The following is a 13,044-nucleotide window of genomic DNA, read 5'->3' as shown; positions in this document are numbered from 1 at the left end:
CCGCGGAGCCGGTGCCACCCACGCCCGCCCGGTCTGGTCCAGTTCGGGCTCCACCACCCGCGCGAGGTGAGCGGGCCGGGCCCGCTCCGTGAAGCCCACAGGACGAGGGGATGGCTGTGAAGGGGCGGAAGAAGATCGCCGTCATGGTGCGCGCGCGGGCCGGCTGGTGGGCGGCGGCCCTACTGGTCACCGTGGCGCTGCTGGCCACCCTGCTGGGTGGGGGGCGGGCCGGTCTCGCCATCGCGGCCTCCGACGGCAGCGCGTGGCTGTGGAGCCGGTCGGCGGGCGAGGTGGACCGGGTCAACCCCGACAACCGCCGGGTCGAGCAGCGCCGTGAGGTGACCGACGCCCGCGGCCACCGGGTGCAGATCACCCAGAACGACAGGTTCCTGCTTATCCACGACCTGGACACCGGCCGCGTGTCGTCGCTCAACCTCAACGGGCTGGGATTCTCGGGACGGCTGGACGTCGGCACCCGCGGCGATCCGCACCTGGCGATGGGGTCCGACGCCGCCGCGCTGATCGAGCGCACCGCCGGTGCGGTACGCGCGCTGGACCCGTCCACGCTGCGTCCCGTGGGCCCGGCCCTGCAGCTGCCCGGACCGCTGGTCGGCGGCGAGTTCGACGCAGCCGGCCTGCTGTGGGTGGCGGCGCCCGGGCAGGGCACCGTCGTCGCCTTGAAGGTCACCGCCCACGGCGCCACCGTCGTCCACACGGCCGAGGTCTCCGAGCCCGGCCACGATCTGGCGGTGAGCGTGCTGGACCGGGGTGCGCTCGTGGTCGATCGCGGGGGCCGCGAGCTGGTGGTCGCGACGAGCGACGCCACCCGCCGGATCAAGGCGCCCGTGTCGCTCGACGGCGCGATGGTGCCGGAGCGCACCCATGGCATGCTCGCCGCGGTCACCGCACCCGCCGCGGGCAAGGTGGTCACGGTGGGCGACGTGCGCACGGGCGGCCCGGTCCGGTCGTTCCCGTTGAGCGATCCCGTCCAGGATCCCGCCGTGCCGTTCGCCGGCAAGGTCTACCTGCCCGTGCGGACGACCGGGCAGGTCCGGGTGTTCGAGCCGGCGGGGCGGCAGACCGGCGTGCTGAACATGCCGGCCGGGCGCGGTGATCTGGAGGTGCAGATCCGCGAGGGCAACCTGTTCGTCAACGCGCCGGGAAGCACGGACGCGATGGTCGTCGGCAACAACGGTGTGGCCCGCACGATCGGCAAGTACCCGGGTGGGCCGGGTCGGGGCGGGAACGAACCGAACACGCCCGGCGGGGAGAGCAGTCCGCCCCCGATACCGGCACCGATCGCCGATCCACTCTTCCCGAGCCCGTCCGCCCCGAGCCCTCCGCGGAAGACGCCCAAGGCGGCATGGCCCACCATCCCCGAAAGGCGCACTCCGGCCAGGCCCACGCAACCGTCTTCGTCCACGCCGGAGCCCAGCGGACCTGCTCCGTCGCTTCGACTGCCCTCACGGAAGCCCCCGACGTCACCGACGACGAAGCCGTCCACGGGCACGAAGCCGTCCACAGGCACGAAGCCGTCCACGGGCACGAAGCCGTCCACCAGCACGAAGCCGCCCTCGAGTAAACCGCGTCCGTCCAAGCCGAAGCCCCCACCCACTCAGACCCGCAACCCGTACACGCCGCAGCAGGTCTGCAACTCGGCTTCGGGTGGCAACTACAAGATCCAGCGGTCGACGTCGTTCACGGGCGGGCGGATCTACCAGCTCTACAGCGCCACCACCAAGAACAACTGCGCGGTCACCATGAAGACCACGAACATCGGCAAGGGCACCAGCGGCTGGGTCCGCCTGCAGAGCAAGACCGGCGGCAAGGTCGCGAGCGACAGCGGCACCTTCAAGTACTACGCCGGGCCGGTCTTCATCCATGCGCCTGGCGTGTGCGTCCGCTACTCGGGCGGCACGTCCGGCGCGAGCGCTTCGGCCGGCTGGGCCAACTGCGGCTAGGAGGGACACCCAGTGAGCACCATGACCGCTACGCCCGCGATTCCCCCGGAGGGGGCGGTGCGGGTGGCCGACGCCTTCGACCGGATGGCTGAGAACCTCCAGACGGCGGCACGCTGCGATCCCGCCACGGTCCGGCTGATCCTCACCGCGTTCGCCGCGGGCGGGCACGTCCTGCTGGAAGACCTGCCCGGCATGGGAAAGACGACGCTGGCCCGCGCGCTGGCGGCGGTGACCGGCGGGACGGTCGGCCGCGTGCAGTGCACCCCGGACCTGCTGCCCTCCGACATCACCGGCGTGACGATCTTCAACGAGGAGAGCCGGGACTTCGACTTCCATCCCGGTCCCGTGTTCGCCAACGTCGTCATCGTGGACGAGATCAACCGGACCTCTCCCAAGACGCAGTCGGCGCTTCTGGAGGTCATGCAGGAAGGGCAGGTCACGGTGGACGGGAAGGCGCACCCGGTGCCGCGCCCGTTCCTGGTGGTGGCGACGCAGAACCCGATCGACCTGGAGGGGACCTTCCCGCTGCCCGAGGCCCAGCTCGACCGCTTCCTGATGCGGCTGTCGCTGGGATACCCCGGTGAGGAGGCGGAGATGTCGCTGCTGCGCGGCTCGGCCCTGACCGTTCCCGAGGACCTGGTCCCGGTGCTGGACACCGAGGCGATGGCATGGCTCGGCCCGACCGCCGAAAGCGTCGCGTTCGCCGATCCGGTCTACGAGTACGTTCTGCGGCTGGCCCAGCGCACCCGGCGGCATCCGCACCTGCGGGCCGGGGTGTCGCTGCGGGCGTCCATCGTGCTGTGCCGGGCGGCCCGGATGTTCGCGCTGGCCCACGGCCGCGGGTACGTCACCCCCGATGACGTCAAGGCCCTGGTCGGGCCGGTGTGGGCGCACCGGCTGGTGCCGATGTCGGGCGCCACGACCGCGGCGGAGGCCGCGGAACTGCTGGACGGCATCCTGGCCGAGGTCCCCGTCCCGGCACCTCAGGGGAACGGGCACTAGGAGCGTGGCAGGCAGCACTCCCCGCCCCACGGCCCGCGGCTGGGGGCTGCTCGCGTCCGGAGCCGTGCTGTGCGGCGGCGGCGTCGGCCTGGGCTACCTGGCGCCGGGCGTGCTGGGCGCCCTCGCCATCCTGGCCGTCGCGCTGGCCGTGCCCGTCGCCGGACGGCCCCCGGCCGCCCGGGTCGACCGCCGGGCCACGGCCACACGGGTCCGCGCCGGCTCGGCCGTCACCGTCGTCCTGGACATCGTGCCGGGGGACGACGCCCGCAGCGCCGTCGCCGAACGCGTCGCCGGCCCCGGACCGGCGGTCGTCCTGCCGCTCGGTCCCGCCCGCACCCGGATCCGGTACCTGTTGTCCGCGCCGCGGCGCGGCGCGGTCGAGGCCGGTCCGCTCAGTCTGGTCCGCACCGACCCGCTGGGCCTGGTGCGCGCCGTCCGGGCGGCCGACGACGTGCCGGTCCGGCTGCTGGTGCATCCGCGCCACCACCGGCTCGTCGCCGTACCCGCGGCCGGTGGCGGCGGCCGGGACACCTCGTCGGCATCGGTCCGCGCCTCCGAAGGGGCCTTCGCCGGGCTGCGCGAGCACGTGCCCGGCGACGACGTCCGCCAGATCCACTGGCGCACCTCGGCGCGCCGCGGGCGCCTGATGGTCCGCGAGCACATGGACTCCGCGAGCCCGGGGATGACCGTGCTGGTCGACGACCGGTACGGCCCCGACGAGCTGGACGCCCTCGCGGAGGCCGCGGCCTCGATCGTGGCATCCGCTCCGGGCGTCCCGGTCGAGTTGCGACTGGCCGGCGGCGTGCGTTCGCCCGCGAGCGCGGGGGCGACCGCGCACCTGGACGTCCTCGCCGAGGCCGGGGCCCGGCCCGGATCCGACTTCCCGGCCGCCTGCGCCGGGCTGCGTTCCGCCCCGTCCGGACCCGCGGTCGTGCTGCTGTCCACCAAGGCGGCGGGCGACGACGTCGCCGCGGCGATGCGGGTGCTCGCCGCGCGGCGCACCCTCTCGCTGGTCGGCCTGATCGGCCCCGGCGGCACCGGCGACGAGATGCCCGAGCCGCAGGCCAGGGGGCGGCTCCTGCGCGCACCCGATGCGGCCGGTTTCGCCGCGCAGTGGAACGAGAGCCGCTGGTGGGCCCGGTGAGCCCCGCCCGCACCGCCGTGTCGTCCGCCGCGGTCGCGCTGGCCGCCGCCGCCTCGGCGCCGCTGCTGGCGGCGGGATACGACCGGCCGTTTCCGGTGTTCGCCGTGCTGGTCATCACCGCGGCCTGTGCCGTGGCGGTGACGTCGCTGGCGCACCGGCTGACGCGCGGGATCGGACCCGCCGCGATTCCGGCCGGGTTGCCGGTGGCCGTGGTCTGGCTGATCGCGCTGGCCTCCTGGGCTCCCGGGCCGGTCAAGGGCCCGGTGCCCGCCGCCGTGGACGCGCTGCTGCACTCCGGCGCGCGCATCCTGACCACCGCGCCGCACGCCCCGGCGACCGTGGACCTGCTGGCGTTCCCGGTGGGGGCGGTCTGGCTGGCCGGAGCGATCGCGACGGTGCTGAACCGCGACGGCCGCGTCCTCCCGGCGCTGCTGCCCGGTGCGCTGGTCCTGTGCGGTGCCGCGGTGCTCAACCCGCAGGCGGCCGGGCCGGGCTACTGGTCGGCCGCTCTGATCGCCGTCGCCGCGGCCGTGCTGCTGGCAGCCGCTCCGCAGGCTCGTCCGGACACCGCCCACGCCGGGCTCGCCGTGCCGCTTCCGGGCCTCGGACCCGCGGCCGGACCGCGCCGGTGGCGGGCGCGCATCGGCGCGGTGGCCATGGCGGCCGCCTGCGTGGTGACGCTACCCGGTGCCCTCTACGCGGCCGCCGCGTCCGGGGCACTGGAGGGCTGGCCGACACGGGCGGCAGACCCGCGCAGGGCTGCCGCCCCGCAGACGCCGGTCGAACTGCGCAATCCGCTGTCCTACCTATCGACCTGGGCTGCCGAACCCGACGTCCCCCTGATGCAGGTGACAGGCCCGCGGACGAATCTGCGGTGGGTCGCCCTCAGCGAGTTCACCGGACCCGTCTGGCTGCCCGAAAGCGCGTACCGCCCCGGCGGGGCCATCCTGCCGCCCGCCAAGGGCACGCCGCCGAAGACGGTGCCGACCACGGAGCGCGTCTCGGTCCGCGATCTGCCCGGCGACTGGGTACCGGTCCCCGGCACCGCCACCCGTGTGAACGGGATCGGTGTCGCCGGCGACGAGGAATCCGGCACCCTGCTGTCCTCGGACGGCCCGGTGGCCGGGCGGACCTACTCGGTGACAGGGAACGTCCCCGACTGGGCCGGCCGGCCGGCGGCCGGCGCCGCGGCGGCCTCCGGCTCCGGGTACGAGCGCTACCTCCGGTTGCCGCCCGGTGCGCCCCCGAAGCTGGCCGGCATCGCCCTCAAGGCCGCCGGGGACGGCACCGCATACCAGCGCGCGTCCCGCCTCGCCGAATACCTGCGCGACTCCTACACCTTCGAGGCGGGCGCCCCGAGCGGGCACGGCTATGAAGAGCTCGCCAAGCTGCTGGTGGTACCGGGCAAGAAGGGCGGCGGCGCGACGTCCGAGCAGTTCGCCAGCGCGTTCGCGGTGCTCGCACGGGGGGCCGGGCTCCCGAGCCGGGTGGTGGTCGGGTTCGGGCCGGGCAGCGGCGGCGGTGACGACCGTGTGATCCGCACCGGCGACGCGGTGGCCTGGGGCGAGATCTATTTCGAGGGCCTGGGCTGGGTGCCGTTCGACCCGAACCCGCGCACGCGTTCGCAGGAGGCCGCGCGGCCTCGCGCCGTCGATCAGACGAAAGGCGACGGCGCCCACCCGGACACGGCCGGTACCGACGGCCACGTCGGCGACGGCGACGGCGCGGGCCGGCACGGACGGTCGCGGTCGGGCACGGGCGGGACGCTCCTGCTCGTCCTTACGGGGCTCGCCCTGATCGTCCTGTCGGCCCTGCTGCTGGGCGTCCCGTCGTTGCGGGCGATCCGGCTCCGGCGGCTGCGCCAGGGCACCCCGTCCGACCGGATTCTGGCGGCATGGACCGAGTTGGTGGTGGCGATGCGCATCGCGGGCCTGCCCGTCCCCGCGTCCGCCACCGCCCCCGAGATGTCGGAGCGACTCGCCCGGGAACTACCGGGCGTCGAGCCCGCACGGCTGCACAGGGTGGCCGGGCTGGTGAACGCCGCCGGATTCGGCGGGGCGGTCACACCGGACGACGCGGCGTTCATGGTCGCGGAGGTCCGTTCCCTGACCGCCGGGCTGCGGCGCTCCCGGCCGCTCCTGCGCCGCCTGTCCTGGTGGTGGGACCCGCGCGCGCCGCTGTGGGCGGCTCAGCCCTCCCGCTTGCCGCGGTGAGTGCAGACGGGCTTGGCATAGGCGACCCGGTCGACGTCCACCACGGCGACGACCGTCAGGCAGTACTCCACGCTCGGGTTCAGGGCGGCGACCACGACCTTCGTGGCTCCCGGCGAGGAGCTGGCCAGGGTTGAGGGTGTCTGCCCCGCCGGGCCGCCGACCACGTAGTACGCGGCCTTGCCCCTGCTGCCGTCCTTCCATCTGACCTCGATCGAGACCCGGCTGTCGACGATCTGCACCCCGGTCGGCCTGTACTGCTCGGCCGGGCGCACCGCTGTCGGGGAGGACGTGGGGACCGCCGACGCGGGCACCGGAGAGGTGGGCGCCGGAGACGTAGGCGAGGGCCTGGCGGACGTGCTCGCCGCCTCAGGGCGCCGCTCGCCCTTCCCCGACCCGACCGTCAACACGGCCACGGCCGCCAGCCCTGCGAGGAGCACGAGCCCTGCCGCGGCGGCTACCAGCACAACCCCGCCGCGGCGACGCGAGGACGCGGGCGCGGGCGATGGCAGGGGCGGGGGCGGGGGCGCCACACCTTGTACCGGGACGAGATCGCCCTGCCAGTGGGGCTCCGGCAGCAAGTCGGAGTAGTGGTCGAGTTCCGGTGCCGTCTCCTTCCACATCCATTCAGGGAGGTCCTGCTTTTCAGCGAGGTCCTGCTTCTCAGCGAGGTCCTGCTTCTCAGCGGTGGCCACGAGAACGTCCTGATGTTCTGGCCGGCCTTCCCACTCGGGGCTCTCCGCCGGGTCCTGAGCGTCGGCGGGCTGTGTGGAAATGTCCTGGTGGCCCTCCTCCGGCAGCCCGTCCGGGTCGGGGACGGGATGGGGCGGCGGTTCCTCAGCAGGCGCAGCCTGCGGACCGGGCGGTGGTTCCTTAACAAGAGCAACCTGCGGACCAGGCGGACCTTCCTCAACAGGCGCGGCCTGTGGGCCGGGCGGACCTTCCTCAACAGGCGCGGCCTGTGGGCCGGGCGGAGCCTCCATAGGCGCAGCCTGCGGACCGGGCGGAGCGGGGGCGGGCTGCGTGGGCATCGGCGCGGAAGCCGCCCATGGGCCCGGCGGCGGCTCGATAAGGAGGTCGTGCCGAGGGGGCGGCGGGGGCTCGGACGGGGGCTCGTGCCGAGGGGACGGCTGATCGCCCGGCCGGGTGAGAATCGTCAGCAGTTCCGCCATGGTCAGCGGCCCCATGTCCGCGACCACCCGCGGGTCGAAGACGTCGCCGCGGGCGGTGAAGACGGAGTGCACGAGCACGGTGAACCCGCTCGCCGCCAGCCCGTTGGCCAGGACGGCGACCCCCGCGTCGGGGAGGTCCTCGTCGAAGTCCGGCCCGAACATGAACGTGGCCGGGGAACCGATCCTGCCGCTCTGGGACAGCTCCCGAAGCGCGGTGGCGGCGGCGACGTCGACCACGGCCGGAAACCGTCCGGTGGCCCGCAGCTTCCGCGCGAGGTTCGGATGCCCTGCCATGATGACGTTGGGCGCAGTGACCATCACAGTTTCCTCAGTGCTCCCGCAGTTTCGGCGTCTGTACATGAGGGGGGCCGGACGGCTTCCGGCGGCCGGGGCCGCACCTCGGCCCGGGCGGGCGTGGCCTCCAGACCGGGGAGGCCGGCCGTGGCGGCACGCAGGCCCGCGACGGCGGCGTGCCCGATGTCGCCCAGCGCGATGTCGTAGGCGATGTCGCGCACGGCCTCGGCACCGAAGGACCCGTCGACCAATCCACCGATGGCCTCATCGAGCACCTGCCGGTAGGTCTCGAACCGGACCGAGCCGACGACCGCCGGATTCCACGTCAGCTCGTCGCGCAGGTGGATGAGCAGCCCGCCGGTCACCGGGTCGAGCCGTTCCAGATCGATCTCCGCGACGACGTCGCCCTCGGCCGCCGGGGTTCCGTCGTCGCTGGACAGCTGGACCGGAACCGAGAACACGGCGGATCCGGCCGATGGGCTCGGCGCGGTCGCGAAGTGCCCTGACTCGGGCCGTACCGCGAAACGGTCGAGCCCGGACAGCATCCGGAACACCGCCAGCTCGTGGGCGCTGTTGAGGGCCAGCGCGGTGGCGCGGGTCAGGGTCTCGAGCTCGCCGGGCTCGCGGGCGAGGTAGCCGCTGAAGGCGTAGGCGATGACACGCCGCCGCACCGGGGAGCGCAGGAAGACGCGCAGCCGGACCCCCGAGGTCGGGATCTTGAACTCGGCCTCGGTGTCGGCGAGGCCCACCCGGGCGCGCCCTCCTCCGGCCGTCCCGGCCAGCCTGCCGACGAGGGCCAGGCCGGCCCCGTCGTGCCGGTGCGTGAGCGCCAGAACGTACAGATCGCCGTCCAGTTCGACGATCACGTCGTCGCCGAGGGACGCCGAGAGCGCGCGTGCCGCCTCGGTCAGCTCGTACAGGGTCGTGCGGGGCATCCGGGGCCGCAGCACGTTGCTCCGGGTCACCGTCGTCGTGCCCACGGTGTGCTCGAGGTGTTCGACCTCCCGATCGGCCTGTGCCGCGGTGTAGTCGCGCAGGCTGAACGCGACCACCTCGTCGTCCGTCCACACGGCGCAGGTGGCCTTCAGCGCCCTCTTGGCGCTCAGCGGATAGGGCACCCCTTCCCGGGCGTACCGGGTGGCGTCCACGAACATCGGGGCATCGTCGCCGACCGTCCTCTGCAGGTAGAACTCTTCTTTGATGCGCGAGGTGGGAGTCACGGTGCCCTTCCACATCCGGCCGCCGGCCATGTGATCGGCCCGGCGGCAAGGTTCTCTGGCCCGGCCGGCGCTCCGGGTGCGGCACCGGCCGCCTGGATCGGCCACTGCACGTACGGCCCACAGATGGACCGTCCGGCCACCGGCCTTCACCGCAACCCCCGGACGTCCTCCTCACCACACGATCGATGAATCCTCGTCCTCGTCCTCGTCGACCGGCACGGTGGCCGCGGGCGCCGACGGGGCGTTCATCTGGCTGATCATCGCTTCGACCGCCGCCTTGCCGCTGGCGATGGCGTCCCGGTCCTTGCGCTTCCACCAGGGGGTCAGCCACATCTCGACGGGACGGGCGGTGTCGGCGACGACGACCGCGCGGCCGAAGGGCATGGTCCGCAGCTCGTCGGGGGTCAGGATCTGCTTTCCATCGTGCTTGCCCACGAGATCGGAGAGGTCGGAGAGGTCCTTGGCCGTACCGGCGCCCCCTGAGATGATCTTGATGGCGGCGTTGTCCAGCAGGGCCGCGGTGCCGTCCGCTCCGAACTTGGCGCGGGCCTCCGCCAGCGACGTCAGGTAGAGGTGCACGGCGATGGAGTAGCCGCCGGACTCGCCCATGTAGGTGGGCAGGCCGCCCGAAACGAAGACGTCGGCCACCTGGTTGAGCTCGAAGGTCAGCGGTGGGTCGAGACGACCCGTCGGGCTCTTCATCGCCGTACCGCGCGCCGATCGGAAGTACTGTTCGAGGATCGTGGTGACGATGGGGTAGATGCCGCCCCAGTCGCTCTGCCTCTTGGCGACGAAGTACAGGGTGTTCCGGCCCTTGAGGAAGTTGACGAAGTCGAACTCCTCTCCGGGCTCCGGGCAGCAGTCCTCCAAGACGTTGGGGTGCGAGAAGCAGTGCATGGCCTGGATCACCCCGGACCACAGGCGCTCGTTCCGCATGTTGAACTCCAGTTGCCCCGGGTATCCTGCCGCGACCCGGCCCTCGCGCTCGCCCTGGCGCAGGATCTCGAGAGCCTGCTCCCCGCTGGCCTCGTAGACCCAGCGCATCACCTCACGGAAGTTGAGTTTGCCGATCGCACCGGCGTGCAGCAGGCAGCGGATGAGGGTGACGACACCGCTGAGCGTGCTGCTCCCTTCCCGCGCGATGTCGAAACCGCTCGACTGCACGAGCGTCCCGGACCTGACCGCGCACACGTTCGGGTCCTCGCATCCCTGGAGCGGTGACCAGCGCATCCGGTTCGGCCATCCGGTCCAGTTGTACGGGTCGAACACGTACACCTCGCCGTACTGCGCCCGCATCATGGCGGTGTTGATGAACGTCTCCCGCCGGGAGGAGGTGACGATGCAGGGGCCCGGCGCGTCGATGGTGAACGGCGTGACGAAGTGGACGTCCTTTCCCTGCCGCGGTGGCGCGACGATGACCGCCGTGTGCTCCAGGGATGCGTACAGCTTCCGCCGGGACCGGATGTCCCTGCCGAGGTAGAAGCCGACATCCTCCGGCTTCACCGTGCGGGCGGGCTGGCCGTGCGTGGACGGACGGACCTGCCCTGCCTTGTTCTGGACGGCCCGGGCGCTCAGCAGCCTGCGGACCTCCCACCCGGAGGCGTATCCGAGGCGGAGGCGCCGGACCGGCCGGTGGCGCCGCACATTCAGGAACACTCGCACCAGGAAGATGGTCCCCACCGCCGCCACCGTGAGGAACACGGCGAGCAGGGTGAAGAAGACGGCCCCGGACCCCAGGGCCGCCGCGGCGGCGGGCGGCCACGCCCCCTGCGGATCGCTGGGATGACGGACGAGCTTGAAGGCGATGTCAAAGCAGTCCGTGGGGCTGGAATCCGGCCATCCACCGCCTGCGATGACGCCGGACACCTGACCCGCCAGCCAGGTCAGGAAACTGCCCACTCCGCCCAGCAGCGCTACCGACAGAGCGATGCCGAGGAAGAGTATGTACACGTCGTCGTCGTCATTACCGGCCACAGAGCCTCCTAAATCGTTGGGTCCAAACGTGTCTGTTCTCGGGCTGCGGCGAATGCCGTTTCCGCCGGGCGCGGACCGGCCGCTCCCCGGTCACGGGGTCGCACGGCCGGGCCCGTTCGGTGGTCTCTCGTTGAAGTGCCGGTTCAGGTGGTCCCCACCGCCGACACGCGCCACGGGGCGCTCGGCTCCGCGCGCTTGAGAGTGACGAACGCGGTCGCGTGGACGGGGGTGTCCTTCCACCCGTCCCGGCCGGTGGGCGTGACGGCGATCTTCCATTGCCGGTGCGCCAGCGTGGGAGTGTCGGCGGCGACGTCGCCTTGGGGACTCTGCCGGGTGAGGCGAACCCTGGCGTAGGCACGGTGGCCGCTCCATCGCCCGGGAACGCCGCCGCCGGCCTGGCCGGTGATGGCCGCCGCGTAGACACTGTCCAGCAGGGGGATCGCTCGCCGGTAGGCGTCGAGCTGGCCGTGGTCGGTGGTGGAGTCGACGGTCCACATCAGGGTGAGCGCCGTCTCGGACACCGCGGTGGCGTCGTGCTGGTCGAGCCGGGTGAGGTCGGGCAGACCGCCGGGCACCGCCGGGGACGCGGTCGCGGGTGCAGGCGAGGAGGTCGCGGTAGTGGGGGCGGAGTGGGCCTCCGGTGCGGCTCGGGGCGCCCCGCAGGCGGTGACGGCGCAGCCGAGTACGGCGAGGAAGGCGACGCGCGGCGGGCGGCCGGGGGCGGCCATGGGATCCTCCTGAAGTCGGTGCGCGAGGTCGTGCTGCGGGTCGGTCGGGCGGTCAGGGCAGCACGGAGATGTGGACGTGGTCGAAGTGGTTGGCCGTCAGCCCGCCGCGGTCTTCCATCGGCCGCCATCCCTCGCTGGCCCGGGTGGGGTTCCAGATGTGCTGGCGGTAGATGATGTAGTCGATGCCGAGGCGTTTGGCGTTGCCCTTGGCCCAGTTGGCGATGTTGTAGCCGCGTTTGACTTCGTCGGGTTCGGGCGACCCTGAGCTGATCATGAAGTCGCAGGCGCGGCCGCGGGGGTGTTCGCCGCCGCCGGCGATGCCGCCGTCAGGCCGGTAGCAGCCGATCCCGCGAGGGATCCTGAACTGGGCTTTGATCTGGTCGCGGACGCAGGTCATCCGCCTGGTCATGTGTTCCGCGTCCAGGTCCGTGCCGCTGGGGCAGACTGATCCGGGCGCCGAGCCGCCGCTGTCGCCGAATCCGGCGGCGCAGGAGGATGCGGGGGCGTTCACGGGGCCGAGCGACAACCCCTGGTCGTACTTTTTGGCCCACGACAGCACGTTGTCCGCGTAGCCCCAGGAGCTGTCGGCGGAACCATTGTACGTCCAGAGTGCTCTTTTGGCATTTGCGGCCGCGCCGAGCGCCCGCAGATACTTGGCGGCAGCGGGAATGGCGTCCGCCGGGTCGTAGCGGCTCTTCTTCCCGTCGGGCTTTCCCATGTGGTCGCCGGGGAGTTTGGGGTCGTATTCCGGGCCGTCGACTGCGTAGGCTTTCCAGGTGCCCGGTATGAACTGCATCGGGCCGCCCGCGCCGGCGTAGTTCTCCCCCGAGGTGACTCCCGGCAGCTTGGAACGGCCGTGGTCGGTCTCGAGCTTCCCGACTCCGGCGAGCACGGACCAGGGGATGCCGTACTTCGCTCCTGCGGCCTTGTAGTAAGCGACATAGTTCGTGGGGATGCTGTTCGCGGCATTGCCGGATTCCAAGGCGACGTTCTGCGCGGTCTTGGCGCCGAGCGGTCCCGAAACCAGGCCCACGGTGTAGGCGGCGGGTAGAACGCTCGGGCCCGTCATCATGGGGCTCGACTTCGGCGCGTCGCTCATCTGCTCCGGGCCGGAGGCGTTCGCCGATCCGCATTGGGTCAGGTCGGAGGATGAATGGATGATCTGGATCGCCACGGCCGCAACGGCGACGAACATCACCATCATGAGCAACACGCCAAAGCAGCCTGACCAGACTGTAAGAGATGCCAGGACGAGCTTTCTCAGGATGAGTTTCTTCAGCATGTTCTTCATGGGGATCCCCCGCCGTCGGCCCGTTCTCCGGGCATGTGCCACCTCCCG

Annotated in this window: 9 protein-coding genes; 4 read left to right on the top strand and 5 right to left on the bottom strand. The window is 72.6% G+C overall.

All coding sequences use genetic code 11. From position 1 onward, the window contains the following. Window positions 1–110: 110 nt before the first annotated feature. Genes QP090_RS12480 through QP090_RS12465 form a run of 4 tightly spaced genes read left to right on the top strand, consistent with a single transcriptional unit; the run spans window position 111 to window position 6,320 of the window. On the top strand, window positions 111–1,961 hold the full coding sequence (locus QP090_RS12480; protein ID WP_285938921.1) for a hypothetical protein: 1,851 nt from the start codon (window positions 111–113) through the stop codon (window positions 1,959–1,961). A 21-nt stretch (window positions 1,962–1,982) separates the two neighbouring features. Then, a complete protein-coding gene (locus QP090_RS12475; RefSeq protein WP_285940066.1) occupies window positions 1,983–2,963 on the top strand; it encodes an AAA family ATPase in 981 nt (326 codons plus the stop codon). 4 nt (window positions 2,964–2,967) lie between these two features. Continuing rightward, window positions 2,968–4,107 carry a DUF58 domain-containing protein gene (locus QP090_RS12470; protein ID WP_285938920.1) on the top strand — a complete coding sequence of 380 codons (1,140 nt, stop codon included), beginning with the start codon at window positions 2,968–2,970 and terminating at the stop codon, window positions 4,105–4,107. Continuing rightward, entirely contained in the window at window positions 4,104–6,320 is a 2,217-nt protein-coding gene (locus QP090_RS12465) for a transglutaminase domain-containing protein (RefSeq protein WP_285938919.1), read from the top strand. Before QP090_RS12470 ends, QP090_RS12465 begins: the two co-directional genes overlap by 4 nt. Here QP090_RS12465 and QP090_RS12460 read toward each other — a convergent pair. The 5 genes from QP090_RS12460 to QP090_RS12440 all read right to left on the bottom strand — a co-directional run bounded on the left by QP090_RS12460 (window position 6,296) and on the right by QP090_RS12440 (window position 12,996). Further along, window positions 6,296–7,807, bottom strand: a complete 1,512-nt coding sequence (locus QP090_RS12460; RefSeq protein WP_285938918.1) for a hypothetical protein — start codon at window positions 7,805–7,807, stop codon at window positions 6,296–6,298. The two genes, QP090_RS12465 and QP090_RS12460, sit on opposite strands and share 25 nt — an antisense overlap. Then, the gene (locus tag QP090_RS12455; RefSeq protein WP_285938917.1) at window positions 7,807–9,003 is read right to left on the bottom strand and encodes a hypothetical protein; all 1,197 of its coding nucleotides are present in this window, start codon (window positions 9,001–9,003) and stop codon (window positions 7,807–7,809) included. Before QP090_RS12455 ends, QP090_RS12460 begins: the two co-directional genes overlap by 1 nt. Before the next feature lie 171 nt (window positions 9,004–9,174). After that, on the bottom strand, window positions 9,175–10,977 hold the full coding sequence (locus tag QP090_RS12450; RefSeq protein ID WP_285938916.1) for a type IV secretory system conjugative DNA transfer family protein: 1,803 nt from the start codon (window positions 10,975–10,977) through the stop codon (window positions 9,175–9,177). Window positions 10,978–11,120: 143 nt separating this feature from the next. Continuing rightward, entirely contained in the window at window positions 11,121–11,705 is a 585-nt protein-coding gene (locus QP090_RS12445) for a hypothetical protein (RefSeq protein ID WP_285938915.1), read from the bottom strand. A 52-nt stretch (window positions 11,706–11,757) separates the two neighbouring features. Next, window positions 11,758–12,996, bottom strand: coding sequence for a lytic transglycosylase domain-containing protein (locus QP090_RS12440; RefSeq protein WP_285938914.1), 1,239 nt, complete (start codon window positions 12,994–12,996; stop codon window positions 11,758–11,760). Window positions 12,997–13,044 lie beyond the last annotated feature (48 nt).

Origin of the sequence: Actinomadura xylanilytica, from assembly GCF_030283145.1 — a bacterium.
Lineage (GTDB): Bacteria > Actinomycetota > Actinomycetes > Streptosporangiales > Streptosporangiaceae > Spirillospora > Spirillospora xylanilytica.
Note: the sequence above shows the minus strand (reverse complement) of the source record. Positions and strands in the feature narration are given on the sequence as shown.